The sequence below is a fragment of the Pseudomonas sp. LBUM1641 genome (genome assembly GCF_059716235.1).
Genome location: NZ_CP166815.1, coordinates 858,864 through 884,916 on the forward strand (window position 1 = coordinate 858,864; position 26,053 = coordinate 884,916).

The following is a 26,053-nucleotide window of genomic DNA, read 5'->3' on the forward strand; positions in this document are numbered from 1 at the left end:
GGGCTTGCTCGCGAAAGGGGCGACTCGGTCCAACGGTCTTATCCAACACTAGCCCCACTTCACTCATTTCCGTACCATCCCCCGCCTTATCCCTCGCAACTCCCCGGTACTTCAATGAACCTCACCCGTCTGCGCGCCGACGCCCTGGCCGGACTCACCACGTCTTTTGCCTTGCTCCCCGAGTGCATCGCCTTCGCCCTGGTGGCTCACCTCAACCCGCTGATGGGCCTCTATGGCGCGTTCATCATCTGCACCCTCACCGCGCTGTTCGGCGGCCGACCCGGCATGGTCTCCGGTGCCGCCGGTTCGATGGCGGTGGTGATCGTTGCACTGGTGGTGCAGCACGGCGTGCAGTACCTGCTGGCCACGGTGTTGCTGGGAGGCTTGATCATGGTCGCCTTCGGCCTGTTGCGCCTGGGCAAGCTGGTGCGCATGGTGCCGCACTCGGTGATGCTCGGGTTCGTCAACGGCCTGGCAATCATCATCGCCCTGGCGCAGTTGGAGCATTTCAAGAGCGGTGACACCTGGCTCAGCGGCACGCCGTTGTACGTGATGACCGGGCTGGTCGCGGCAACCATGGCCATTGTCTACCTGCTGCCGCGCCTGACCCGCGCGGTGCCGCCAGCCCTGGTGGCGATCCTCGGCGTGGGCCTGGCGGTATACCTGCTCGGCTTGCCGACCCGCACCCTGGGCGATATGGCTCACATCGCCGGCGGCCTTCCGACCTTCGCGTTGCCGCAGATTCCCTGGACCCTCGAAACCCTGCACATCATCGCGCCTTACGCGATCCTGATGGCCATGGTCGGCCTGCTGGAAACCCTGCTGACCCTCAACCTCACCGACGAAATCACCGAAACCCGTGGCTACCCCGACCGCGAAAGCGTGGCCTTGGGCGCTGCGAATATGGTCTCTGGCCTGTTCGGTGGCATGGGTGGCTGCGCGATGATCGGGCAAACCGTGATCAACCTCAGCTCCGGCGGGCGCGGGCGGTTTTCCGGTGTGTTCGCCGGGGTGATGATCCTGTTGTTCATTCTGTTTCTGTCACCGCTGATCGAGCGCATTCCGCTGGCGGCGCTGGTAGGCGTGATGTTCGTGGTGTCCCAGCAGACGTTTGCCTGGGCTTCGTTGCGGGTGATCAACAAGGTGCCGCTGAACGACGTACTGGTGATCATGGCGGTGACGGTGATTACCGTGTTCACTGACCTGGCGACGGCGGTGTTGTGCGGGATTGTGATTGCGGCCCTGAACTTTGCCTGGCAGCAAGCGCGCGAGCTGTACGCGGACGAGCATATGGAAGCGGACGGCAGCAAACTCTATCGCGTACATGGCACGCTGTTCTTCGCCTCGACCACGCCATTTCTCAACCGGTTCGACCCGGCCAACGATCCGGCCCAGGTAACGCTGGATTGTCGTCATTTGAGCTTTGTCGACTATTCGGCGATTGCGGCGTTGATGACCCTTCGGGAGCGCTACACCAAGGCCGGCAAACATCTGCGGGTGCTGCACCTGTCCGAGCGCTGCCGCAAACTGCTCAAGCGTGCGCGGGTGCAGCACGACTGACAGTTGTTGAAGTGCGATTGCGTAGCAGCTGTCGAGCCTTCGCGAGGCTGCGTCCGCGGTGCCTCTGACACACCGAAGTCTCAGGTTTTACGACTGCTGCGCAGCCGAACGCGGCCTCGTTCTACTCGACCGCTGCTACGCAAGGGTGTGCTCGGCCATCATGGTCCGACCAGGTTTTCCAGTTCCTGGGCGCGGGTCTGGGTCATGTCCAGCACGCAGCCGGAGCCGTTGACCTGATCAATGGTGCCGCCGGTTGCTGAGCCGATGAAGCCGCAGTTGGCATCGCGAAACTTGAGCCACTGGCGCTGTACGTCCTGCAACTGCTGCTTGCGGTTGCCTTCCATCGCGGTCATGGCGGCTTTGTAGGCGGTGTTCAGGCGTGCGTCCTGCACCTTGGTTTCCTTGGCGTTGCAATCGACCATGTCGGCGGTGGTGTTGGCGCCGTCCATGCATTTTTTCAGCGCCGGATTCTCGTCGGCTGAAGCCGTGCCGCAAAAGGCCAGCAGCAGTGCGCCGGCAGCGAAAGGAACAAGCAGGTGGTTACGATTCATTCTGGGTTTTCCTGGTCATGAGTCGGTGTGCAGTCTAAGACTCGACCTGCGCAGTTGAGTTTCCAGCCCCGGCGATCTTCATGTAAGAACGCCCCCCGAATTTTCATCCACTGACCCAGGGCATATCCCTGTGCGACAGGGCTTGTCTGTGGGCGAAAATTACTTTCATAAAAATTGAAAATCCACCTCGGTAATGATTTATGAGTTTCACAACCTATTCGACGTGACCCTTTCCGAGGAGTACCGCATGGCCGCATCACCGGGGTATTGGCTGCTGATCTACGCCGCCATCGCCATCATTGCATTGATCGTATTGATCGCGCGTTACCGGCTCAACCCGTTTATCGTCATCACCCTGGTGTCTATTGGCCTGGCGCTGTTGGCCGGGATGCCGGCGGATACGATCATGGGTTCCTACGAGGCCGGCGTCGGCAAGACGCTGGGGCATATTGCGCTGGTGGTCGCGCTGGGCACCATGCTCGGCAAGATGATGGCCGAGTCCGGCGGCGCCGAGCAGGTGGCGCGCACGTTGATCAATCGGTTTGGCGAGCGTAATGCGCACTGGGCAATGGTGTGCATTGCGTTCCTGGTGGGGCTGCCGCTGTTTTTCGAGGTCGGTTTTGTGTTGCTGGTGCCGATCGCCTTTACCGTGGCGCGGCGAGTGGGCGTGTCGATCCTGATGGTCGGTCTGCCGATGGTGGCCGGCTTGTCGGTGGTGCATGCGCTGGTGCCGCCGCATCCGGCAGCGATGATGGCGGTGCTGGCGTATAACGCGTCGGTTGGGCAAACGGTTTTGTATGCGATTCTGGTGGGTATCCCAACGGCGATCATTGCCGGCCCGCTGTACGCCAAATTCATCGTGCCACGCATTCACCTGCCGGCGGAAAACCCGCTGGAGCGCCAGTTCATCGACCGCGAACCGCGCACCCGTTTGCCGAGTTTCGCCCTGACCATGGGCACCATCCTGTTGCCGGTGGTGCTGATGATGATCGGCGGCTGGGCCAACCTGATTTCCACGCCGGGCACCGCGTTCAACCAGTTCCTGTTGTTCATCGGTAACTCGGTGATTGCGCTGCTGGTGGCGACCCTGGTGAGCTTCTGGACGCTGGGCCTGGCCCAGGGTTTCAACCGCGAATCGATCCTCAAGTTCACCAACGAATGCCTGGCACCAACGGCCAGCATCACCTTGCTGGTGGGCGCGGGCGGTGGTTTGAACCGGATTCTGGTAGACGCTGGCGTCACCAATGAAATCCTCGGCCTGGCCCATGCCTTCAACTTGTCGCCATTGGTGATGGGCTGGCTGTTCGCTGCGTTGATGCGCATCGCTACCGGCTCGGCCACCGTGGCCATGACCACTGCCTCGGGCGTGGTAGCGCCGGTCGCCATGGGCCTGGGTTATCCCCATCCGGAATTGCTGGTGCTGGCCACCGGTGCGGGTTCGGTAATCTTTTCCCACGTGAACGACGGCGGCTTCTGGCTGATCAAGGAATACTTCAATATGACGGTGATCCAGACCTTCAAGACCTGGACCGTGCTGGAGACCCTGATTTCGGTAGTTGCCTTCGGTCTGACGTATGGTCTGTCCTGCATCCTGTAACCGGAGACCTCATGGACATCCTCTACCAGATCCGCGCCCGTCAGGATTCCTTCAGTGCCGGCGAAGGGCGTATCGCCAAGTTGATGCTTGATGACGTCGGTTTCGCAGCGTCCGCCAGCCTGGAAGCGTTGTCCCAACGGGCCGAGGTCAGCACCGCCACCTTGTCGCGTTTTGCCCGCAGCGTCGGGTGTCGTGACTTGCGTGACCTGCGCCTGCAACTGGCCCAGGCCAGCGGAGTCGGCAGCCGGTTTCTCGACCCGGCGGGCCTGCCTGAGCAGTCGGCCTTCCACCGGCAGATTCTCAGCGATATCGAATCGACATTGCGTCGGCATTTGTCCGGTTTCAACCAGCGCAGTTTTGTCGACGCCGTGAGCCTGCTGGGCAAAGCGCGGATGATCCACGCGTTCGGCATGGGTGGGCCGTCGAGCCTGTGCAGCGACGAGTTGCAAGTGCGCCTGGTGCGGCTGGGCTACTCGATCGCCGCCTGCCACGACCCGGTGATGATGCGTGTGACGGCCGCCACCTTGGGCCCGGAACACGCGCTGATTGTTTGCTCGCTGACCGGCATCACCCCGGAGGTATTGGGCGTGGTGGCGCTGGCGCGTAACTACGGCGCCAAAATCATCGCCATCACCCTGCCGGATTCCCCGCTGGCGCAGTTGGCCGATGTGCTGCTGCCGCTGCAACCGGCGGAAACCAGTTTCATCTACAAGCCAACGGCGGCGCGCTACGGAATGCTGTTGGCCATCGACGTGCTCGCCACCGAGCTGGCCTTGGCCATGCCGGACGATAACCAGGAACGCCTGCGACGGATCAAGCTGGCCCTGGACGATTATCGCGGCGGCCCCGACAGCCTGCCGCTTGGAGATTGAAATGAAGTACCACACGTTGATCCGCCAGGCGCTGATCATTGATGGCAGCAACACTCCCGGCTATGTCGCCGATGTGGCCGTGCACGAGGGCCGTATCGAGAAGATCGGCGACTTGTCCCGAGACAGTGCCGAGCATGAAATCGACGCCACCGGGCGCGTATTGGCGCCGGGGTTTATCGACGTGCACACCCACGACGACACGGTAGTGATCCGTCACCCGCAGATGCTGCCCAAGCTGAGCCAGGGCGTGACCACGGTGATCGTCGGCAACTGCGGCATCAGCGCTTCGCCGGTCAGCCTGCGGGCCGATCCGCCGGACCCGATGAACCTGCTGGGCAAGCGCGAGGCCTTCGCCTATCCGCGGTTTGCCGATTACCGCGCGGCGTTGGAAAGTGCCCATCCGGCGGTCAACGTGGCGGCGCTGATCGGCCACACGGCGCTGCGCAGCAACCATATGGACGACCTGCACCGCACCGCCACTCCCGATGAAATCGCCGCGATGCGCGTGCAGTTGCAGGAGAGTCTTGCGGACGGTGCCCTGGGGTTATCCACCGGCCTTGCCTACGCCAGCGCCTTCAACGCCGAGACCGATGAAGTGCTGCAACTGAGTGAAGAACTCACGGCGTTCGGCGCGGTGTACACCACCCATTTGCGCAGCGAATTCGAACCGGTGCTGGAGGCCATGGACGAAGCGTTTCAGATTGGCCGGCACGCCAAAGCCCCGGTGATTATTTCCCACCTCAAGTGCGCGGGCGCCGGTAACTGGGGGCGCAGTCCGCAGTTGTTGGCTTCGCTGGAGCACGCGGCGAAGACTCATCCGGTGGGCTGCGATTGCTATCCCTATGCGGCCAGTTCATCGACCCTGGATCTGAAGCAGGTTACCGACGCGTTTCGCATCACCATCACGTGGTCCACGCCGCATCCGGAAATGGGCGGACGGGACCTGCAGGACATCGCCGCCGAGTGGGCGGTGCCGCTGATGGACGCCGCCCGACGCCTGCAACCCGCCGGGGCGGTGTATTACGGGATGGATGAGACCGACGTGCAGCGTATCCTGGCGCACCCGCTGTCGATGATCGGCTCGGATGGTTTGCCGGAAGACCCGTTCCCACATCCACGTTTGTGGGGCGCGTTTCCACGGGTACTCGGGCATTTCAGCCGAGACCTTGGTTTGTTCCCGCTGCACACCGCCGTGCACAAGATGACCGGCTTGTCGGCGGCGCGCTTTGGCCTGGCCGAGCGCGGTGAGATCCGTGAAGGGCATTGGGCGGACCTGGTGCTATTTGACCCGTTGCGGGTGCGGGATGTGGCGGACTTCAAGGAGCCGCAGCGCGCGGCGGAAGGGATTGACGGTGTGTGGGTCAATGGCGTGCTGAGCTACAGCGATGGGCAGGCCAACGGACAGCGGTCCGGACGATTCCTCGCGCGAAACGGGGATTTGCGTAAGGGGTTTGCGGCCGTATAGTGGCCGCTCTCAAATACGGAGCAATCGCCATGCACTTAGGAAAAGTCACCCCCATTTTGCGCAGTTTCGACGAGGCCAGGACACTGGAGTTCTACGTCGACTTCCTAGGGTTCAAGGTCGATTGGCAGCACCGGTTTGAAGACAACTTTCCGCTGTACTTGCAGGTGTCGCTGGGGGAATGCGTGCTGCACCTGTCCGAGCACCATGGCGACTGCACGCCGGGTGCAGCGGTGCGGATTCAGGCTCAAGGGCTGGAAGCGTACCAGCAACAGTTGCTGGCCAAGAATTACCGCAATGCCAAGCCGGGGATTGAAGACACGCCATGGGGCAGTCGCGAGATGAGCATCAGCGACCCGTCGGGGAACCGGTTGGTGTTTGTTGAGGAAATCAGCGGCTGAGGCTGCGTGCATAAATCGCAGGCAATAAAAAACCGCCTTAGTAGGGCGGTTTTTTTGCAAACCCAGTTTAGTGGCTGGGGTTGCGACTCACCGGAAGCATTGACCTGCTAACCGGATATTACTGTCGGTTCAGGCATCACGCAAGGCCTGGTGATGCTCGGTGTTCTCAGTTGTTTGAGATATACGCTATTCAAAGACAACTGCAAAAATTGGCAATAAATTCCTGGAGCGTTACCGGCGGATTAATCCTCCCTGGTCACACCTTTGAGCGGGATGTTGGTTAGTATCGCCCCCGTTCTGTGTATGTCGTTTGTAGGTAGGCTGGGTACGCGCGCGAATTTATGGACCGAACGCCACGGGCTAGTAATCCGTGCCGGATTCATGCGGGAGGACCCAAAGCCCGGCCGCCTCACTGGAAGCATTGACCTGCGTCCGAAGGCTCACGTGTTCCGGTAAGTGTGCTGGAGGTAGGCCCAACTGATGGAGGGCCGAGTATGTCCAAGTTTGCACGACGTACGTGGGACCTCGTAGTGAATTCCCTGCGTGTTTATCACGTGTGGAAATTCCTGCGGGACAGCTTTGATGACCGTTAAGGTCTGAGAAGTGGGCCGCCCCGGTTTCGACCGGGGCGGCTTTTTTGTGCCTGGGATTTATACCCGGAAATGGCTGACCATCTGCTGCAACTGCCCGCCCAAACGCGCCAGTTCCACACTCGACTTGGCCGTTTCATCGCTGGCCGCTGCGGTCTGCTCCGACACGTCCCGCACGTTCACGATACTGCGGCTGATCTCTTCCGCCACGGCGCTCTGCTGTTCGGCGGCGGCAGCAATCTGCTGGTTCATCGACTGGATGTTCGACACCGTACGGGTGATGTTTTCCAGTGATACACCGGCCTTGCGCGTCAGTTCGACGCTGCTGTCGGTGAGGCTGCGGCTGTTGTTCATCACGGCAGCCACTTGCTGGGTGCCATTCTGCAAACCGGCCACCAGGCCTTCGATTTCTTCGGTGGATTTCTGGGTGCGCTGGGCCAGGCCGCGGACTTCGTCGGCGACCACCGCAAAACCCCGACCGGCTTCACCGGCACGTGCGGCTTCGATGGCGGCGTTGAGTGCCAGCAGGTTGGTCTGTTCGGCCACGGCCTTGATCACGTCCATCACGCTGCCGATCTTGTTGCTCTCTTGTTGCAGGTGCGTCATGGCGTCGGTGGAACGCGCCACTTCGGCTGCCAAACGCTCGATCTGGGCGATGGCTTCGGCCACCACCTTGTCACCGGCGCGGGCTTCGCCGTCGGCGGCCGAGGCAGCCTGGGACGCTTGTTCGGCGTTACGGGCGACTTCCTGCACGGTAGCGGTCATCTCGTGCATGGCGGTGGCCACTTGATCGGTCTCGATCTTCTGGCTGTTGACCCCGGCGCTGGTCTGCTCGGTCACGGCCGACAGCTCTTCGGCGGCAGCGGCGATCTGGGTCACGCCGTCGCGGATGCCGCTGATCAATTCACGCAGGGTGGTGCCCATGCGCTGGATGCCTTGTTGCAACACGCCGAGTTCGTCGCGGCGCGTCACCTGGATGTTGTGGCTAAGATCGCCGGAAGCGATGCGCTCCACCACGGCGAGGGTCTCGCGCAAGGGGCGGGTGATCTGGCGGGTGATGATCACGGCAGCCACTATGCCCACCAGCAACGCCAGCAACGTGCTGATCAATTGCAGGCTGCGGGCCTGGGCGCTTTCGGCGTCGCGGCGTTGCAGCTGGATGTCGTACAGCTTGTCGCTGATGGTGACGATGTCGGTGCCCTGGGTGGTCATTTCTGCCCGGGCCGAGACGATGTTGGCGTTGGCTGCCTTGTAGTTCTGGACGGCGCTGCGATAGGCGCCGAGGGCGGTTTCCAGTGAGCTGAGAGCTGTCTGTTGGCTGGCGCCGAACACCGCATGCAGGCCTTTCAAACCGTCGATGGCTTTCTCGATCTGCGCGGCGGCACGGGCTTCAGTCTCGGCGTTGACGTTGCCGGTGTAGCCGCGCACTTCGTAGCGGGCCAACTGGAACTGTTCCTTGGCGGTGTTCACAGCCTCGAACTGAGCGAAGCGTTCGGTGCTCTCGGGCATCTGGCGCACGCTGGAGTCCAGGGCACTGATCTGCGCGTTGGCGATGTCAGCCTTGTCGCCCATGACCTGGCGCGCGGCGTTACCGTTGCGGTACGCCTCGCGCATTTTGTTCAAGGACTGCTGGTAGGCGGTGATGATCGCTTTTTGCTCATTGAGCAGCTTGAGGTTGTCCGGGCTCTTGAAGCTGTCCAGCAGCTTCTGTTGCTGGGCGACAAAACCGTCGAGGTTGGTCTGCACGTTTTGCGCCACGGCTTCGTCGCCGTTGGCCAACATGTATTGCAGGCGCACGATTCGCAGTTTGGTCAGCGAAGCGTTGAGCTGGGTGATGTCGCTCATCCAGTTGCTGCGGTCGATCAGGCCGCCCAGGCTGGTCCAGCCGGTGAGCGCGAGGATCGAGGTGAGTACCAGTACCAGGCCGAAGCCCAGGCCCAGTTTCATGTTGACGCTGATGTTGCCGAACCAACTATTCATCGCATTCCTCCAGGAACAGATTTGCGGGTACATCCGGTTGCTGGAAGTAGCGACCAGCCGATGGGTAGTCAGGAGGTATCGGCAGCCCTGGCGAGAGCTGAAACGGTTTTTTCGTGAGGGCAGGGTTTATGGAAGGTAGGCGACGAGCGGTAACACCGCCCTCCGGGATGCAGAGGGCGGGTACATGGGTTAGTGAACCTGGCGCATGTTCTTACGGGTTTCGATAAAGTGCATCAGCGCTTCACGGCTGCCGAAGCGTCGCTCATCCAGATTCCAACGGTTGACGAAATGCCCCCTGGCATCTTGCTGCAATGAGGTATGGGTCAGTACGCCGTCGCGGTTTTTATGGACGATCTCCATTCCATTGTCCGAGGTGCGCTGCAGCAGGTAATCCCCTTTGCGTTGAAGCCGCTGCTCCAGCCCGCGTACCGGCGTTGGCAGCGCCGGCAGTGGCAGGGGGGCACCCGCGACCTCGACGTTTTTCTTGAAGTCGTAGCGCACCAACGGCCATTGTTGTTCGCGCGACAGCGCCTGGACACTGGCGGGTTCACGCACAAAACCGCTCGCCGAGCCTGGCGGCACATCGTCCAGCAGCAAGCTGACGCCGTTGTTGAGGTCGGCAATGCCCGGCACGCCGCGATGGGTGTTGGCATGCGTTTCACCGACCAGCGCGACCCACTTGTGTGGCCCGTGTTGAAGTTGGTCGGCGCGTATCACCTGGGTTGCAAAGTAGCTGAACATCGATGTTCTCGACGCCGTCATCCCGTCGACCCGCAAGCTGGCGATGCAGTCCAGGGCACGCACACGCACGTTATGCTTGATCGCCACCTGCACCAGGCTGACAAAACTGTGGGGGCTGCTGGCGGGCACACCATGACCGTTGTCGAGCGCTTTGAGGTAGGCCCACAGTTCATCAGTGATAAAGCCAAAGCTGTGGGCGATGTCCAGATCAGCCTGATGCAAGTCGGTGGTGAGTTGCGCCACATAAAGCGTTTTGACCTGGCGTTGGCTACTCAGGTGTTCCATATGCCGGCTGAGGAAGGCTTTGCTTGACGTAATGGCATGGGCCTCGCCCACCACCAGGCCGTCGGCGGTTTCGAGCAGTTGATCAACGAACGCGACCTCGTCGAGGGACGACTCGACGCTGGGTAACGTTGCCCGCACCGACGGAGTGTGGTCGGTAAAAAATTGCTGGGCCTGTGCCTGCAACTTTTTGCGGGTTTGATCGAAGGTGGTTTGTGCTGCCCGGCGGCTGCTGGCGAGCTCCCTGTAGGCCGTGACGAAAAGCGCCTCGCGTGTACCCATTGGCAGGCTGATTTCATGGCTGAACAGGGCCAGGTGTTCTTCGGGTAAATCGAAGGTGTTGAAGTGTTTGGCAGGCTCGGCCGGGCGGGGGCGTATTGGCTGCAGCGTTTGTGTTGGGATGGGGCGCGACACGGGCTGCAGCGCTGGGCTGGCGATGTTCAACGAGAGCTTCAGGTTGCCCTTGGCCAAGGCATCGCCCGGGATGCCGCCGGCCACGTCGGCGAGTAACTGGGTGGGTCTATCAAGGGCATCCTCGACGCGCAGGGCGATGCTCTTTTGCAAGTCCGCCAGGCCCGGCGTGCCGCGATAAGCGCTCATGCGTTTTTGATCGATCAAGGCAATCCAGCGCTCGCCGGGTTTTTTCGCCTGGTCGGCGCTGATGACCGTGTGGGAATAGTAGTTGGTCAGCTTGTTTGAACGCAGGGAGGCCGTGCGAGTGTCGGCCAGGCTGAGTACGTTTTCCAAGTCGTAGGATGTCGAGGCGTTTAACGACCTGACCTCGATTCCGTGACTGTCAGCGGTTTGCACCAGCTGCCAATAACCAAACTGGGTATTCGGGTCTCGGAAGTTTTCTTTGTCGATGGACTTGAGCTGTCTTTCGGCTTGCTCGGAAATCCCGTTGAAAAAGCGTGAGTGGGTTTTCAAGTGATGAATGTCACGCCACAAGGGCTCGACATAGAGAACGGATACATTGATTTCTTTTAAATACTGCATGTTTTCTATCAGTAGTTTTTTACTGACGAGGGAGAAAGAGGCTTCGCCTATGACCAGGTTTTGTGCGTCGTCGAGCAGTTGTTTAAGCAGGTCTCGCAGGGCAATGTCTGGTGCCAGATTCAGGGTGTCTGCACGAGGCACTAAAACAGGCAGTCGGGAAAAAAACTCATCGGCGGCGTCGGTCAGTGACGTGACGAGGTCGAGATGCTGCTTGAGAGCAGGTGCGAGTTGAAGTCTCGCGCTGAAAATACTGGATGCGTACAGGTCGCTCTCACCCTGGATGGCCAGCCGGAAAAAAGCCGCGCGGTCGTCGGGCGGCAGCATGGCGGCAATGTTCTTGCGATATTTATCCGGTAGTTCGTATGGCGCCGGAAGCGGTTCATATTTAGGCGGTGCGCCACCGATTACGCCGGAGCGCTGCCACTGGCCGTCCATGGTTTTATTCACCAGTTTGCCGGTGGAGCGCAACTGCCCGCTGGCGCTGTCGAAACGAAACAACAGGAAGCGCCTCAGGCTGTCAGGGGTATGTGAGGCCCATAGATTGTCGCCACCCAACAGCACGGGCTGCATGCCCTGAGGTACCGGTGGTTGCGGTTGCAGTTGCTTGATCAGGGTGATTGCCTGCTGCTCCTTGGGGGCACGAGCGATATGGCGCAGCGGCGGGCGGATGAGCCGGGTGGGCGCGAACAACAGTGGCCGCAGGTCGGTCAGCAACGCCCCGCCGGCATTGAGCAGCGCTCCCAGGTAGTGGCCCAGTGCGACGGCAGTCTGGTTGCGGCTATAGGCATGCAGCGCGAGCATTGAATCCTTGAACACCAGCAAGCCGCCCAAGGCCAGGCTCAGGGCCGGGAAGGGAGCGGTGAGCACGGCAATGGTGATTTCACCGATGACGCTGACCAGTTCCATGATCATCTGCAGGCGCCCGGGCGTGGTGTTTTTGACTTCATCGATGCGATGGCGCAGTGGCTTGTCGTAGCTGTGATAATGCAGGTCTTTGAGTGGCAGTGCGGTACGGGGCACTTCGTCGAATACGGGCTTGGAGTAAACCCCCTTGAGCTGCGCTGGCAGGCCGGTCACCAATGCTTGCAACTTGGGTTCGAACGCCGCGCGTTCAATGCTGGCAACCCGGCTGATGTAGTAGGTATCCATGCCCACAAGGTTTTTCAGGCGTTCGTTGAATTCCCTTTGCGGCCTGAAGGCGATACCGTCGGGCGCGTTAGGGGTGTAGAGCAAGGGCAGGTCGTTGGCGTGGTGGAACAGGTAGCAGCCATCGATCACTTGGCCGCTGATGTGGAGTGGGTAAAGGCGATACAGGTTGCGTACTGCATTGCTGTTGTCGGCCAGACTGTCGATGCTTTTTTCCAGCCAGACCAGGTCGGCCGATGCCAGGCAGCCTTGCAGGCAACATTCCAGCGCGGCGACTCGCATGTGCAATTGGGTGACTTCCAGGGCCATCCCACGGTGCCAGTCATAGCTGGCATGTTGCGGGTCCAGCAGGGTTTTCTCGACCTCGGCGACGTAGCGATCGCCGACCCAGATGCCCCTTACCGAGTTGCTTACCGTTTGCGCGGTGAGTCGACTCAGGTCGACGCCGGGCGGTCCCTTGAACTGTGCGGTAGTGCTGGCGTCAGGGTTGATAAAACCCAGGCTGGCGTCATAACCATTGCGGTACAGCATGGTGTAGCTGACGCGCTCGCGCGGGGTGATTACGCCCACCAGGTTTGGGTCTACCGCGGGGGTCGGATTACCCAGCAGTTGGTTGAGTGCGGTTTTTGCCGCCTTGTGCAAGTAACGGTCGAAGTCGGGAAACTGTTGTGGGCTACCCGGGCTTGCGCCGTAGGCCTGTGCAGCGCCCAGCGCCTGGTCCTTGAGGTCGGCGAGTTTCTGTCGGTCAGCCGCTGAAGCCTGGCTCAGCCAATTGGGCATCTGATGCAGGTATTCATCGGCCTGCATGGCCAGCGTCGTGGTGCTCATTTCCACCAGGCAGGCTTCATAGGTCGAAGGCGCTCCGAAACTGATCATCAAGTAATCGCGGTTGGCCGGCATAAAACCCAAAGCGGAAAGCATCGCGCTGTATTTGGGCCGGATCCGGCTTACCACTTGTTCAAGCAGGTAATCTTTCATGCTGCGCGAGCCTGGAGCGGACGCCACCTCCTGGCTCCAGCCGAGGATGTGCGCCTGCAATTCCCGCTCGCTGGCAAAGGCCTGGAATTGCTCGGCGCGCGGCGCGTGAGGCGTGCACAACAGCAAGCGTTTGACCGCGCCGGTGGCATCGACCTGGCGTAGCACCCAAAGGTCTTTGAGCGGTGCATTGTGCAGGAACAGGCAGCACGCGGTGAGCGTTTGCGAAGGGCCTGCACTGAGGGTCTGAAGCAGTGCGTAGTCGTCAGTGCTGATGTGGTTTTGCAGCGATGCACTGTAGGCCAGCGCGTGCAGGCGGCTGTCGAGCATCTGCTGCATGGCTTCCTGCACCGCAGGCAAACTGTGGGCGCGCTTTTGTTCTTCGGCGAAGTTCAGGCTCGGTTGCACCCTGGCCAGCAGATCGGCCAGGTAGGCGGGGGTGATGTCCTGAAACTCGGGTGGCAGGGGCTGGTGAGCGTAGGTCAGTTGGGTGTGTTTGAGAAACTCGGAATCCGCCAGCTCATCACCACGGTGCAAGCCACGTACCGCCAGTTGCACCAAATTGTTTTGCTGGGGGTACGAGTTGCCCGACTTCAGGGTGCGCTCAGTGCTGATTTGCAGCTGCTCGGGGATCAGGTTCTGTATCCCCAGGTCTTCATCCAGGTGCTCAAGCAATCGCACACGCGCCATAGCCTCGGGCGAGGCCGCCGGGCCCAGCCGCGCAAGGACTTGCAGGCTGAGGTGTTCATAGCCGCGCAAGTGCGCGGCGAGGGTGCTGCGCTGTGCCTCGCTGGCGCTGCGGTACCAGTCGGGGGCGGATTGGAGCAGCAGTTTTTCGAGCAACTGCTGCGCGCGCAACTCCAGGCGAGACGTCAGGTGCCACGGTGAATTGCGCAGCGCCCGGTCCAGTTCGAGAGCCATTTGGGCGACGTCTGTCGGCGCTGGATGACCGTCCAGGCCAAGGGCAAACGCGATGTCCTGGCGCTGTTTTTCCTGCAGGGCGCTGTAGGTGTGCTCGTTCAGCGGGACGCTGTCGACAGGGCTCAGCACCAGGGGCCAGATACTGGCGGTATGCAGATGCTGGTGGCGGCGCGGCAGGTGCTGCAACAGCTCCTGGCGCCAGGCCGCCTGGTCCATGCGCTCTCGCAACGTGCGGTCCAGATGCTTGAGCGAGGTGAAGGCTTCCAGGCCTCTGGAGGGGGTGAACAGCACCACATCGCCGTCTTCCGTCTCCAGGTGGGTGATCGCTGCCTGACTGCGGGTGAGGACAAACGCCCCGGCGAACTCGATGGTTTGTTGACGGTAGCGAAAGGTCAGGCGATGGATCCCCGGACGAAGCTCGGGGCCGCTGACGATGTTCATCACCAACTGTTGGTCACCGGGGTTGAGCAGGCGATCGGCAACCTTCAATTTGACCTCGGCCTCCAGCATCTGCTGGTGGCTGTCGAGTATCCAGTTCTTGCGCAAATGGCCGTTGGGCCGCCGTTCGATTTCCAGGGCGGCCAACTTCTTGTGCAATGCCAGGCTGATGCGCGTGCGGTTCAGCAGGCCTGGCTCGCCCTGGATCACCCAGTCGCGGGGCACGGTGTAATGCACTTGCGCATTCTGCAGGACCCAGCGGCCTTCCTCTGCCAGTGCCGCGTGCAGCACCTGCACCGCCAGCAACTCGGCAGAGGACTGCGCTGCAGGGGCTTGGCCATTGGGGAAGACCTGCAAACGGTGGCCGATCTGCAGCAGGTAGTTGTTCAGTTGTTCGGGGGTTAGCGGTGATGTTTCAGGGGGCTGGGCGGGCATGGCCGGTCCTCAGGGTTGATTGAGCCCTGAGGGTGCGCAGTCTTGCGGTGTGGATGGCGGTAGTTAGTTACTCGTACTCCACACCACTTTCATCACTGCTCGACGAAATAGTACGGCTGACGGTTGATCGCCATCTCCTTGACCACCGTCACCGGTACGTTCAGCCGCTCAGTATTGTCCACCAATGCCACGTTGCCGGGCTTGGCCGCGAGGTAGCGCTTGAGCTCCTCCGGCGTCTGCAGGATCGTCAAATAACCCTGCATGTAAAACACCCCGGCGCCGGCGATTCGTTCGTTCGCCTGGTATAGCACCACCTCTTTGCCTTGCGCCTGCATGGCCTGGATCTGGCTGATCACCGGCACAAACGACTGACGCACATCGGCCTTGGGCGCGAACCAGAAAGCGGCAACCAGGTAGCAGGCAACCACTACGGTGAAAAAGCCGCCCACCAGGCCACGGCGATGCTCATAAACGTGTTCGGCGATGTTGGAAACCCGCCCGCGACTTTTCAGCCAGCCCAGTAGGACGCCGCCGTATTCGGCGGCCAGCACTGCCGCGGCGGGCGTCAATGCCATCAAGTAAACCGTGCGCTTGCTGGAGGCGAGCGTCAGCAGGGTGAACTGCGCCACCAGCCATAGGCTGAAAAACAGCCGGTAGCGGTTGCGCACCAGGCTTTTGCGGAAGTGCCACAGTCCCAGGTACACCAGGATATTCCAGGGCAAAAAGGCTTCGGGCAGTTTGACGATGTAGTAATAGAACGGCTCGTAGTGACCGGCTTCGACAAACGAACCGCTGAAGCGCCCGACGCTGTTGGTCAGCAGCACTTCACGTACCGCTTGCAGCCCGTCGCGCTGGTACAGGAAACCCAGCCAGATCATCAGCGGCACCAGCGCCAGCAGCGTGAACAGCCCGGGGTTGATCCAGTCGCCGAGCTTGAACCGTTTATCCATCAGGCTGGTGCTGGCCAGATAGACGAAGATCACGACGCCCGGCATGGCCAGGCCTAGAACACCTTTACTCAGCGTGGCGATGACCATCCCCAAGGTGAACAGCAACCAGGTGCCCAGGTTGGAACGGTCGCGCTCCGACTCGGGGCGGTTGGCCTGATAGAACGCCAGCAGGGCCATGGTGACCCCGAGGGTGAGCAGCGAGTCTTCACCCACACCGCGCACGTTGCTCCAGTAACTGGCCATGGTCGCCAGCATCAGCCCCGCGACAAACGCCAGCGTCTTGGGCCGGCCAAACTTGCGCAGCATCCCGTACAGCAGCATCACACTGAACAGCCCGGCAAAGGCCGACGCCAGGCGCACAGCCCAAGTGGTACCGCCAAACAGCCGGATCGCCCCGGCGTCGAGCCACAGGCTCAGCGGCGGTTTTTCCAGGAAGGGTTCACGGAACAGTCGCGGAACCACCCAATCGTTATCCAAGTGCATGGCCATGGCGATCCCGGCCACACGGGCCTCGGTCGAGCCTTGCAACTCGTGATTGCCAAGGGCAAAGAAAAACAACAGCGCAGCAAGCAGGAGCAGCAAAGGAGCGGAACGCGTCATGGATTCTGGCTACCGGGGCAGGGGGCTGTTCGGGGGAACAGTCCGGGCGATCGGCGAGTATACGAGGGCGATTCTTAATAATTCGTGAATGAATGTGAGGTTTTTGTAGGGTTAGGGTTGTTTCAGCAGTGGCCAGTGGGTTAGCCAGCGTTTGGAGGTGATGCGTTGTTGGTAAATGGCGTGTTTCTCTTTGGTGAAGCGGTGCGTCGGCCTGAGTTGAAGATTGAATAAATCTTCCAGGCCGAGTGGTGCCGATACTTCGCAAAAATCTTCAGCGGTTCTTCTGACGGCCACTGCGGTGGCTGTTTCTGGCCAGTGGCGCATGGCATCGCTGACGTCGCGATAGGGCGCGTCGCCGTTTCGCAGGTGCATGCGGGCCTGGTTCTTTACCGACCAGTCGATGGAGGGTTCTGCTGCGCGCAGCAGGGCTTCGAGGCGGCGGTCTTCGTTGGGGTCGGTACAGGAGGCGTCAAACCACAGCACGTCGACGTCGCCAGACGGTGCCGATAGCGGGCGCCCGTGCAGGTGATCCCACACGGCGTTACGGACGAAGCCGGCGCCGATCCAGCAGTCAGGGAGCGCGAGGGCGCGGACGACGTCCAGCAGTTGCCAGCGCTCGGTATCGTCACTGATGAGTGCCTGGAGAGAGGTAAGCATCGTGTATCGGGCTTCCGGTTGTCCGAGGTGGTTAAGGCTACACCGCTTGAGTGAAATGTCTGAAATGCACTGAAAGTCGGATGCCTGCAAACCATCGGCGGGCTGCTTTCGAGTAGGGTCTCAGGCCCGTAACTCCATGTGAGCTTTTCATGAATGATGCTCAGTTTTCCTCGCTTGACTCTCCTGCCACAGCTGATCAAAATCGCCCAACAGCTCAGTACAGCGCGCAGGCATTCGTTAGAACCTGCCCAGCAGTCCTGGGCTTTTTTGTGCCTGGGGGAAAATGAATGAAGCGAACAGCCATTCTTGTTGATGGTGGCTTCTTCTTTCAACGAGTACTGTTTTTCGGTCGAAAATACTTTGGCACGGGGCTTGTACTTACCGCAGACCAGCTAATCCAGATTATAAGGAAGCTGGTGAGGCTCCACGTGGAGGATGAGCGCTCTGTCAGGCGGGAGCTTTATCGGATTTATTATTATGACTGCCCTCCACCTTCGAATCAGGTGCGCCTGCCGATCGTTCAGGCAGGGCACAAAACGCCAGGACACATGAATTTCAAGACGCACCCCCCCTATCAGTTGCGTCGGGACCTGCACGATCAACTGCGCGCCAGCCGAAAAACAGCGCTTCGTCTTGGCGAGCTTGCAAAGAACGGGGAGTGGCAACTGAACTCCCACTCCCTCAAGGCTTTGCTAAGAGGCGAAAAGACCTGGAGCGCTTTATCCAACGAAGACTTCCATTACAACATCGAGCAGAAAACGGTCGATACCAAGCTCGGTATGGATATCACCACGCTCGCATTGGATAAGCTTGTCGATGTTATCGTTTTGGTTGCAGGTGACTCTGACTTTGTGCCCGCCGCAAAGCTGGCCAGGACCAAGGGAATTGATTTCGTCCTCGACCCTATGTGGGCTAATACCACAAGCAGTCTCAGTGAGCATGTCGACGGGCTGCGTTCTTTCGATATCGTAAGAATTATCCGTGATGTCACAGGTGTTCCCGTAGCGACTGGTCCTGAATGGTGGGATGAAAAAACACATACGGCGAGTCAGCATAGTGACGGTTCAATCATCCCGGTCGCGGGGAATCTTGACGCCGACCCCGGGCTTTCACAGGCTGTTGTAAACCATCTCCTATAGTTGGAAATTGACGATTTCTGCCGGGCCAGTGTTAGGCATCCAGCAAACGCCAGCGCAAAGGATCGCCGCCGATCAGCATCTGCACCATCGCGTGATGGTTATGCACTCAAGGCATCTTCAGGCTGGCAAGTGCGGCTTTACCCTTGGCCGACAAAACAGGCTCCAACTGCTCCCAGGTGAAGCTCAGGTCATTGTCGCAACCGTCGCCATTGGCCGGCGTCGACAGCTTCATGCCTTGAGTGTCGAAGCTCAGGTCGAAGCTCGAGTAACTGGTGACCGCCGGGCAACCTTCATCGGTGGTGGTTTGCTTCTCCAGCCATGCGCTGAATGTGGCGGGCAGTTTCAGATGGCCGGAGTAAGCGTCATACCATTCCTGGTGCCCGCCGAGCCAAGTCCATGGGTCAACGCTCTCGCCGGTTTGCAGGTTCCAGGAATGCAGCCCCCAACTGATACCCCTGGCGCCCGTGCCGGCGGCCCATCGGTAAAACCTGACGGTGATCCACTGGGATGACCAATACGTGGGTTCGACGATGATTTCGCTGGTATAGACCGCGCCATGGCGTCCCAGGTATTCCCGTCGTTCGTTGAAGTAATCGGCTTGATCCTCAGTGCTGACGGCCAGGCTCGCCAACTGCCGGTTGATCTTCTGAATTGCCGGACTGTCGCCCTCAAGCTTGAGCGTCACCTGGGCGCCTTGGGTCTTTAGCTGGTAGCTGTGCCCGGCGAAGGATTGCTTCTGCGTCATGACCGGTAGGGGCGCGGCTTCCATGGGAGCGTTATACGCATCGCTGGCACAACCTTCGGGCGGCGTTGCCACGCGCTGCAATGCCAGGGGCAGAGGATTGCCGCCCTTGGTTTTGCTCCAGACGCCCTTGAGCGAGGCGCCCTGTGGCGCCTCCAATTGCCAAACACCGCTATTGCCTTCTTCGGCCCAGGGAGCATCGGGCGTTTCCTGGGTGAGCTGGATCGGTGTCAGAAAGCGCTGGTAATAGTAACTGCCGCCTGTATTGGGCGCGGCGTTGAAACAGGCGGTGATCGGCGTCTTGCCGAGCGTGCCTTGCCAGACCCCTGCGAGGTCGGCGTGGGCGAGCGTGGAGAGCGTGGCGAGGGCCAGGAATAAACAGGGCTTGAGCATGAGGTATCGGACTTCCGGTTGTCTGATAGAGGCGAATTCAGGTGGAGCTGTGCTGGGCACGGGATGGAGAAGTATCACAACCATCCCCAATAGAAAAAGGTGACGGATTTATTTTCGAAGAAAATAGCCCGCTCACCCTTTGGTTACTTTTTGGCGATTTCCTGCTGTGTCGCTATTTTAATACTCGGAAGCCGTCCTTTCCTGCGTTTTCGAGTCTGCCGTTGGCACAAGAATGTCCAGTGCGCGAGTTACCAGCAACTCACCCAGGACGCTCAATTGCTGGGTGGCCAGAAGTTTATGGCGAAAGGCTCCGTCAAGTTCGAAAGCGAGGTCAGTAGTAAGCGCGTTTAGTGAGGCGAGGGTTTCGCAGGCCTGTACGAGCAGGGTTTCTGGGTCGATGCCTTGAGCGATGCAGAAGATATCCGTGCAGGATTGGCTCGGGCTCGGAGGATTGGGACTGTTCTTTTTCATGAGTGCAACTCCTTGATTGGTGGAGTCGCCAGACATCGCTGCTAAACGAAAAGGGTGGCGACCGTACGCGGGTTAGCAGACCAGGAATCAAGGAACCCAGCGCACTCGAAAGTGCCCCACGCACAGCCGCCATAACGTGGACAAGCGGACGCACGATGCTTCGCTTGGACAGATGGTGGCATTGCATGCCTTGATATTAACCGAGCTGCTAAACCCGGTCGCTGATTTTGCAGCGACGTTTCAAGGCTAGTCGTGTCGATTGATGAGCACCAGTTCACCAAGGGCGCGATGTCTTGCGGGAAAAATCCGAAGGCCCATTCGGCGGTGTATTTACAGGCCCCCAGAAACAACAAAACCCGCACAAGGCGGGTTTTGGTGGTGCTTCGTATTTGGTGGAGCCGGGGGGATTTGAACCCCCGTCCGCCAGTACTCCGCTGTCGGTACTACATGCTTAGCCGTATCTATTAAGTTAACCCTCAGCGACCCGAAGGGCAGGGTGCTTTGGGCGAGTTGTGTAAGTTTTAGCCGATTCGTCCACAACGTACTGCACGGCGATTCTGTTCTATATGACAATCACTTTGGGTTTACAGACATCCCCTGGTGATTGCTGGACCCGAAGGTACCAGAAGCTCAGGATCTAAAGCTGCTTACGCAGCGAGAGAGAATTCCTGGCCGTAGGTTTCGTCATTGGCAACTATAAGAAGTTGCAACAGTGGATTTACGAGTTCTGTTACCAACTCGGCATGCACCTAAAGTTTCGCGACCGGCGTCGAATCCTAAACGGCCCCGTGCTTGTAACTCGTTGTTTCTTAGTGAGTGACAAGCCTGTGCAGTGTACGCCAATCGCTCACAGAAGGCCAACCCGAAGGTTGGCCTGAGCAGTCAGCGGGTTACTGATTGCCGCCTTTGTCCGAGTCCTGCAGGCTTTGCAGCGCCTTGGAGGTGATCTCGATGCATTTTTTGTCATCGCCTGCCGCATGGGCTGCCTTGGCTTGGGAAACGGCGGTGTCGATTTCGCCAGATTTGCCGCTGGTGTCGGTGGCGAGCAACGCTTTCCCGTTGTTGATTTTGTCCAGGTTGATTTGGCACAGATCGTCTTTTGTTCCGGCGGCAAACGTGGGGGACGCCAGCATCGCAGCGGTAATGAACAAACCAGCAAGAGCGGAACGCTTCATGGGTATCTCCTTGTGCAAATAGGGCTCGATGCTGCCGGTTTTCCGTGCAGCCAGCGAGGTCACTGATGAGCCTCGTTTGTCGAGGCTTATGCAGATGACTACGCCGGCGCGCAGGGGTTCTGTTTTGTCGCTGGATTAGTCGAAAAACCCCGAAATCATTAGGTTCGGCACCAAAAAGGGGCGGCTCTAATGGGCCCGCGCCTGGGTCACTCGGTCCACCAGGTACACCAGGCCGTGGTAATCAATTCCACCATGTTGCGTCAGGCCAATCTCACACGTACGGCTGGTGGAAATGCCCTCGCTGCAATACTGCACTGCGTCCTTCAGGCTGCGCAGTGAGTGCGCATTCAGCTCCGGCGTGGTGAAGCCTTTGTCGCCGGCAAACCCACAGCAATGAATGCCTTCGGGGATCACCACGTTTTTGCTGCACTGCCTGGCCAAGTCGATCAGCGCCTGGCTTTCTCCCAGGTGCTGGGTGCTGCAGGTGACATGCACGGCGATCGGGGCTTCCTGGGGAGTGAAGTCGAGGCGGTCCATCAGGTGAGTGCGGATAAAACGCACGGGGTCGTAGAGGTCGAGACGGGTTTCGGCCAGGTCCTGGACCAGGCGCAGGGTGCACGGGCTGGTGTCGCAGTAGATCGGGTCGAGGCCGCCACGGCTGGCGTGGAGCAGGGCGCCGATCAGTTCCTGGCGTTTGTGTTCGGCTTGTTCGGCGTAGCCTTTGGACGCGAAAGGCTGGCCGCAGCAGAGGTTGTCCTGATTGTCGGGAAAGACTACCTGGTAACCGGCTTTTTCCAGCAGGCCGCGGGTTTTGTCGTACAGCGACATCTGTTCCTTGTCACCGGCTGCCGGCCCCATCGCACGTGATACGCAGGCAGCGAGGTACACCACGCGTGGTCGCTCATCGCTCACGGCGGGGCTGAAGCGAATGGCCTTTTCCGGTTGCGGCATGGCGTTGGTCCACTGGGGGATTTGCCCCTTGGACAGGCGGGTCAGCGTGGCCGAGAGCTTCGCCAGTCGCGGCGCGCCCAGCAGCATGCGCGCGCCGTTGGCTACGTGCAGGGTGAAGCGCGCGCCTTGCAGTGCCGTGGCGAAGTGCGTCGACAGCCATTCGGCTGTTTTGGTGCGGTCGGCGTCGCGGCTGCGAAGCTTTTTCACAAGGTCGCCGGTATTGATGCCTACCGGGCAGCGTTGGGCGCAAAGCCCGGTGGCCGCGCAGGTGTCGATGCCTTGGTATTGATAGGCCGCTTCCAGTTCGGTGGTGTCGATGCCGGCACGTTTTCGGGCCTGGATATCGCGCCAGATCACAATGCGCTGGCGCGGGCTCAGGGTCAGTCCCTTTGATGGGCAAACCGGCTCGCAGAAGCCGCACTCGATGCACTTATCCACAAGCTCGTCGGCGGCGGGCAGTGGCTTGAGGTGCTTGAGGTGGATTTGCGGGTCTTCGCTGAGCACCACATCCGGGTTGAGAATGCCGTTGGGGTCGAGCAGGCGCTTGAGTTGCCACATCAACTGGTAGGCATCGCTGCCCCATTCCAATTCGACGAAGGGTGCCATGTTGCGACCAGTACCGTGCTCGGCCTTCAGCGAGCCGCCAAACTCCACCGCCACCAACTGGGCGACGTCGTCCATGAACGCCTGGTAGCGTGCGACTTCTTCCGCGCTGTTGAAGCCTTGAGTGAAAACAAAGTGCAGATTGCCTTCCAGGGCGTGTCCGAAAAGGATCGCTTCGTCGTAGTGATGTTTGTCGAACAACTCGATCAGGCGATTAACGCCAATGGCCAGTTGTTCCAACGGGAAGGTCACGTCTTCGATGATCACGGTGGTGCCGGTTTTACGCACGGCGCCGACGGCGGGGAAGGTGTCTTTGCGGATCGCCCACAGGCGGGCGTTTTCCACCGGGTCTTCGGTGAAGTCGACTTGTTTCTCCACCGGGAAGCTGGCCAGGGAGGCCATGATCAGCGCCAGTTGCTCATGCAGCAATGAGGGCGAGGCTGCGCGGGATTCAATCAGCAGTGCGCAGGCCTTTTCCGACAACTGTTGTACGAAAGCCGGCATACCGGGTTTGTCCTGCACGGAGCGCATGCTGCGTCGGTCCAGCAGCTCAACGGCTGAAACAGGTTGGGTTTTGAGGGCGGTCACCGCGTTGCAGCAGGTCTCCACATCGGGGAACACGATCAGGGCCGAGGCTTTGTTCGGGTGATCGATCACCGTGTCGTAAGTCACTGCGCTGATAAAGCCCAAGGTACCTTCGGAACCCACCAGCAGATGGCTGAGGATATCCAGTGGCTCGTCGAAATCCACCAGGGCGTTGAGTGACAACCCGGTGGTATTTTTTAGACGGTATTTGTGGCGGATTTTTGCAGCCAATTCGGCGTTGGCCCGCGTTTCGCGGCCCAGTGTCGCCAGGCGCTCAAGCAGTTCGCCGTGATGTTGGCGAAAGGCCGCAACACTGGCGGGATCTTCCGTGTCCAGGCGGCTGCCGTCGGCCAGCACCAAGCGAATGCCTGCCAGGGTGTGATAGGTATTCTGCGCGGTGCCGCAGCACATGCCGCTGGCATTGTTGGCGACGATGCCGCCAATCTTGCAGGCATTGATCGACGCCGGATCCGGACCGATCTTGCGCCCGAATGGCGCCAGCCAAGCGTTGGCCTGCGCCCCGATCACGCCGGGCTGCAAGCGGATTTGTGTGCCCTGGCCGCGAATTTCGCGCCCGTTCCAGTTGTCCCCCAGTACGATCAGTACCGAGTCGCTGATGGCCTGACCCGAAAGGCTGGTGCCCGCTGCACGAAAGGTCACCGGCACACGGTCGCGCTGGGCCAGTTGCAGCAGGGCCACCACTTCATCTTCCGATTCAACACGGATCACCAGTTGTGGGATCAGTCGGTAAAAACTGGCGTCGGTGCCGAAGGCGAGGGTGGAAAGTGGATCGTCGAAGCGACGATCTTGCGGGATCAGTTGTGCGGCGTCGCTCAGAAAAGCAGCAGGCAGGCTCATCGGTCCTCCAGAAATAGCTGACGCCGGAATCGCTGTCCGGCGTCGGTTCTTACCCTATTACGTGCAGGTCTTAGTGCACCAGCATACCGGTGAACCAGTAGGCCTGGGCCAAAGTGATCAGCCCGACAATCGTCGCGAAGAACAGGCTGTGCTTGAGGGTGAAGCGGAACAGGTCGGACTCCTTGCCTACCAGGCCAGTTGCTGCGCATGCCACGGCGATCGACTGCGGCGAGATCATCTTGCCGGTCACGCCGCCGCTGGTGTTCGCCGCTACCAGCAAGGTGTCGTTGACGCCGATCTGGTGCGCGGTGGTGGCTTGCAGCGAGCTGAACAGCGCGTTGGACGAGGTGTCGGAGCCGGTCAAAAAAACTCCGAGCCAGCCAAGGAATGGCGAGAAGAATGGGAAGGCTGCGCCGGTACCTGCCAGCACCAGGGCCATGGTCGATGACATGCCCGAGTAGTTGGTGACGAAGGCAAAGGCCAGCACCATGCCGATGGAGAGAATCGGCCAGCGCAGCTCATAAAAGGTTTCTTTTAAGGTGGTCAGACCAGTTTTGAAGTCGATCTTCAGCACCAGCATCGACACCAGAGCGGAGAAGAAAATCGCCGTGCCGGTCGCGGAAATCGGATCAAGCTTGAACACCGCAGGGATGGCCGTCGGCATGGTAACGATCGGCGCAACCTTGATCACCAGTTGATCCAGGTGCGGGATCGCAAAGTTGAACACCGAGCTGTACATCGCGCCGCCGGCGGCGAACATCGCCTTGAACGGCTTGAGGGTCCAGATGGTGACCAGCACGGTCAGAATCAGGAACGGCGACCAGGCTTTGAAAATTTCCCCCAGGCTGTAAGGCGAAGCCACAGTATTGCGGGGCAGGCCAAAACCACCGGCGCTGGCGGTGATGGCGGTGCCAGACGTTGCGCCAGCGATTTGCGCGCCGGCACTGCGCTTGGGCTGCCAGACTTTCAGGAACAGGGTCAGGGAAATCAGGCTGGCCAGGGCCGAGGTGATGTCCGGCAGTTCAGGCCCGATGTAGTTCGAGGTGAAGAACTGGGTAACGGCGAAGCTCAGGCCCGCAACCAGCGCGGCAGGCCAGGTTTCCTTGACGCCGCGCAGGCCGTCCATCATGAACACCAGCCAGAACGGCACGAACAACGACAACAGCGGCAATTGGCGGCCGGCCATGGCGCCGATCTTGAACGCGTCGATGCCCGTCACCTGGCCCGCCACGATGATCGGAATCCCCAGTGCACCGAAGGCAACGGGTGCAGTGTTGGCAATCAGGCACAGGCCGGCGGCGTACAGCGGGTTGAAGCCCAGGCCTACCAGCAATGCGGCGGTAATCGCCACCGGTGCACCAAAGCCGGCCGCACCTTCCAGGAAGGCGCCGAAGCAGAAGCCGATCAGCAGCACTTGCAGGCGCTGGTCGTCGGTAATCGACAGCACGGAGCTGCGGATGATTTCGAACTGGCCGCTCTTGACCGTCAGTTTGTAGAGGAATACAGCGGCGACGATGATCCAGGCGATGGGCCACAGGCCGTAGGCAAAGCCGTAACCGGCGGCGGCGAGTGCCATGTCGACTGGCATCTGGAAGGCAAAGATCGCCACCAGGATCGACAGTGCCAAGGTGATGCTGCCCGCAACGTGGCCTTTGAGGCGGAACACCGCCAGGGCCAGGAAGAAAAATACGATGGGAATGACGGCGGCCAGTGCGGACAGGCCGAGGCTGCCGAGCGGGCTGTAGAGCTGTTGCCAGGTTTGCATATGGGGTGGCCCCTAATTGTTGTTGGTCAGGCTCTGCTTTAGCGATTTGGGTAATTGGTAATACCAATTTACAATCGCTGTTGGCTAGGTTAAAAGCCTTCGGGGGGATGTGTCAATTTGCCGCTTGTGAATCTTTGGTCGTAGGTCGGCGTAAACGGGTACTGATCGGATGAAACGAGGGCGTTCTGATAGGTGCCGGATGCGCGGCGATAGGCCA

Annotated in this window: 16 protein-coding genes, 1 other RNA gene and 1 pseudogene; 6 read left to right on the forward strand and 12 right to left on the reverse strand. The window is 60.2% G+C overall.

Features of this window, described 5'->3' with window-relative positions; all coding sequences use genetic code 11:
- Positions 1–114: 114 nt before the first annotated feature.
- Complete coding sequence (locus tag ACA046_RS03785; protein ID WP_167665290.1) at positions 115–1,560, forward strand: SulP family inorganic anion transporter; 1,446 nt, start codon at positions 115–117, stop codon at positions 1,558–1,560.
- A 158-nt stretch (positions 1,561–1,718) separates the two neighbouring features.
- On the opposite strand, the gene ACA046_RS03790 is transcribed toward ACA046_RS03785, so the two are convergent.
- A complete protein-coding gene (locus ACA046_RS03790) occupies positions 1,719–2,111 on the reverse strand; it encodes a lysozyme inhibitor LprI family protein (RefSeq protein ID WP_167665291.1) in 393 nt (130 codons plus the stop codon).
- 193 nt (positions 2,112–2,304) lie between these two features.
- Here ACA046_RS03790 and ACA046_RS03795 point away from each other — a divergent pair, with 193 nt between their 5' ends.
- Genes ACA046_RS03795 through ACA046_RS03810 form a run of 4 tightly spaced genes read left to right on the forward strand, consistent with a single transcriptional unit; the run spans position 2,305 to position 6,443 of the window.
- Positions 2,305–3,708 (forward strand): GntT/GntP/DsdX family permease, encoded by a 1,404-nt coding sequence (locus ACA046_RS03795; protein ID WP_318302472.1) that lies wholly within the window; start codon positions 2,305–2,307, stop codon positions 3,706–3,708.
- An 11-nt stretch (positions 3,709–3,719) separates the two neighbouring features.
- Entirely contained in the window at positions 3,720–4,580 is an 861-nt protein-coding gene (locus tag ACA046_RS03800; RefSeq protein WP_167665292.1) for a MurR/RpiR family transcriptional regulator, read from the forward strand.
- A 1-nt stretch (position 4,581) separates the two neighbouring features.
- Positions 4,582–6,045: an N-acyl-D-amino-acid deacylase family protein gene (locus tag ACA046_RS03805; RefSeq protein WP_459025942.1), complete on the forward strand. Its 1,464-nt coding sequence runs from the start codon at positions 4,582–4,584 to the stop codon at positions 6,043–6,045.
- 29 nt (positions 6,046–6,074) lie between these two features.
- A complete protein-coding gene (locus tag ACA046_RS03810; RefSeq protein ID WP_459025944.1) occupies positions 6,075–6,443 on the forward strand; it encodes a glyoxalase superfamily protein in 369 nt (122 codons plus the stop codon).
- Positions 6,444–7,093: 650 nt separating this feature from the next.
- Here the strand turns inward: ACA046_RS03810 and ACA046_RS03815 are convergent.
- The 5 genes and pseudogenes from ACA046_RS03815 to ACA046_RS03835 all read right to left on the reverse strand — a co-directional run bounded on the left by ACA046_RS03815 (position 7,094) and on the right by ACA046_RS03835 (position 17,154).
- Entirely contained in the window at positions 7,094–7,957 is an 864-nt protein-coding gene (locus ACA046_RS03815) for a methyl-accepting chemotaxis protein (RefSeq protein WP_371857023.1), read from the reverse strand.
- A pseudogene (locus tag ACA046_RS03820) lies at positions 7,949–9,046 on the reverse strand (methyl-accepting chemotaxis protein); the annotation flags it as partial. The gene ACA046_RS03815 and the pseudogene ACA046_RS03820, both read right to left, overlap by 9 nt.
- A 156-nt stretch (positions 9,047–9,202) precedes the next feature.
- A complete protein-coding gene (locus ACA046_RS03825; RefSeq protein WP_497675935.1) occupies positions 9,203–14,947 on the reverse strand; it encodes a membrane-targeted effector domain-containing toxin in 5,745 nt (1,914 codons plus the stop codon).
- Between the two features lie 92 nt (positions 14,948–15,039).
- Complete coding sequence (locus ACA046_RS03830; protein WP_497675936.1) at positions 15,040–16,497, reverse strand: ArnT family glycosyltransferase; 1,458 nt, start codon at positions 16,495–16,497, stop codon at positions 15,040–15,042.
- Positions 16,498–16,608: 111 nt separating this feature from the next.
- Complete coding sequence (locus ACA046_RS03835) at positions 16,609–17,154, reverse strand: nucleotidyltransferase family protein (RefSeq protein ID WP_497675937.1); 546 nt, start codon at positions 17,152–17,154, stop codon at positions 16,609–16,611.
- Positions 17,155–17,441: 287 nt separating this feature from the next.
- On the opposite strand from ACA046_RS03835, the gene ACA046_RS03840 reads away from it, so the two are divergent.
- Positions 17,442–18,293, forward strand: a complete 852-nt coding sequence (locus ACA046_RS03840) for an NYN domain-containing protein (protein WP_497675938.1) — start codon at positions 17,442–17,444, stop codon at positions 18,291–18,293.
- A gap of 106 nt (positions 18,294–18,399) precedes the next feature.
- Here the strand turns inward: ACA046_RS03840 and ACA046_RS03845 are convergent, their stop codons facing one another.
- The 6 genes from ACA046_RS03845 to ACA046_RS03870 form a co-directional block, all read right to left on the reverse strand.
- Positions 18,400–19,428: a hypothetical protein gene (locus tag ACA046_RS03845; protein ID WP_497675939.1), complete on the reverse strand. Its 1,029-nt coding sequence runs from the start codon at positions 19,426–19,428 to the stop codon at positions 18,400–18,402.
- A 177-nt stretch (positions 19,429–19,605) separates the two neighbouring features.
- The gene (locus ACA046_RS03850; protein WP_497675940.1) at positions 19,606–19,899 is read right to left on the reverse strand and encodes a DUF6124 family protein; all 294 of its coding nucleotides are present in this window, start codon (positions 19,897–19,899) and stop codon (positions 19,606–19,608) included.
- Between the two features lie 390 nt (positions 19,900–20,289).
- Positions 20,290–20,687: a transfer-messenger RNA gene (gene ssrA / locus ACA046_RS03855) on the reverse strand.
- A gap of 102 nt (positions 20,688–20,789) precedes the next feature.
- Positions 20,790–21,074, reverse strand: a complete 285-nt coding sequence (locus ACA046_RS03860; protein WP_497677041.1) for a PA2433 domain-containing protein — start codon at positions 21,072–21,074, stop codon at positions 20,790–20,792.
- 186 nt (positions 21,075–21,260) lie between these two features.
- Entirely contained in the window at positions 21,261–24,071 is a 2,811-nt protein-coding gene (locus tag ACA046_RS03865) for an FAD-binding and (Fe-S)-binding domain-containing protein (RefSeq protein WP_497675941.1), read from the reverse strand.
- A 70-nt stretch (positions 24,072–24,141) separates the two neighbouring features.
- Entirely contained in the window at positions 24,142–25,836 is a 1,695-nt protein-coding gene (locus tag ACA046_RS03870; RefSeq protein ID WP_497675942.1) for a lactate permease LctP family transporter, read from the reverse strand.
- Positions 25,837–26,053 lie beyond the last annotated feature (217 nt).

Excerpts from the sequence above, each read along its gene's own strand:
- ACA046_RS03785 (WP_167665290.1), top strand. The coding sequence starts at position 115 with ATGAACCTCACCCGTCTGCGCGCCGACGCCCTGGCCGGACTCACCACG.
- ACA046_RS03790 (WP_167665291.1), bottom strand. The coding sequence starts at position 2,111 with ATGAATCGTAACCACCTGCTTGTTCCTTTCGCTGCCGGCGCACTGCTG.
- ACA046_RS03795 (WP_318302472.1), top strand. The coding sequence starts at position 2,305 with ATGATTTATGAGTTTCACAACCTATTCGACGTGACCCTTTCCGAGGAG.
- ACA046_RS03800 (WP_167665292.1), top strand. The coding sequence starts at position 3,720 with ATGGACATCCTCTACCAGATCCGCGCCCGTCAGGATTCCTTCAGTGCC.
- ACA046_RS03805 (WP_459025942.1), top strand. The coding sequence starts at position 4,582 with ATGAAGTACCACACGTTGATCCGCCAGGCGCTGATCATTGATGGCAGC.
- ACA046_RS03810 (WP_459025944.1), top strand. The coding sequence starts at position 6,075 with ATGCACTTAGGAAAAGTCACCCCCATTTTGCGCAGTTTCGACGAGGCC.
- ACA046_RS03815 (WP_371857023.1), bottom strand. The coding sequence starts at position 7,957 with ATGGGCACCACCCTGCGTGAATTGATCAGCGGCATCCGCGACGGCGTG.
- ACA046_RS03825 (WP_497675935.1), bottom strand. The coding sequence starts at position 14,947 with ATGCCCGCCCAGCCCCCTGAAACATCACCGCTAACCCCCGAACAACTG.
- ACA046_RS03830 (WP_497675936.1), bottom strand. The coding sequence starts at position 16,497 with ATGACGCGTTCCGCTCCTTTGCTGCTCCTGCTTGCTGCGCTGTTGTTT.
- ACA046_RS03835 (WP_497675937.1), bottom strand. The coding sequence starts at position 17,154 with ATGCTTACCTCTCTCCAGGCACTCATCAGTGACGATACCGAGCGCTGG.
- ACA046_RS03840 (WP_497675938.1), top strand. The coding sequence starts at position 17,442 with ATGAAGCGAACAGCCATTCTTGTTGATGGTGGCTTCTTCTTTCAACGA.
- ACA046_RS03845 (WP_497675939.1), bottom strand. The coding sequence starts at position 19,428 with ATGCTCAAGCCCTGTTTATTCCTGGCCCTCGCCACGCTCTCCACGCTC.
- ACA046_RS03850 (WP_497675940.1), bottom strand. The coding sequence starts at position 19,899 with ATGAAAAAGAACAGTCCCAATCCTCCGAGCCCGAGCCAATCCTGCACG.
- ACA046_RS03860 (WP_497677041.1), bottom strand. The coding sequence starts at position 21,074 with ATGAAGCGTTCCGCTCTTGCTGGTTTGTTCATTACCGCTGCGATGCTG.
- ACA046_RS03865 (WP_497675941.1), bottom strand. The coding sequence starts at position 24,071 with ATGAGCCTGCCTGCTGCTTTTCTGAGCGACGCCGCACAACTGATCCCG.
- ACA046_RS03870 (WP_497675942.1), bottom strand. The coding sequence starts at position 25,836 with ATGCAAACCTGGCAACAGCTCTACAGCCCGCTCGGCAGCCTCGGCCTG.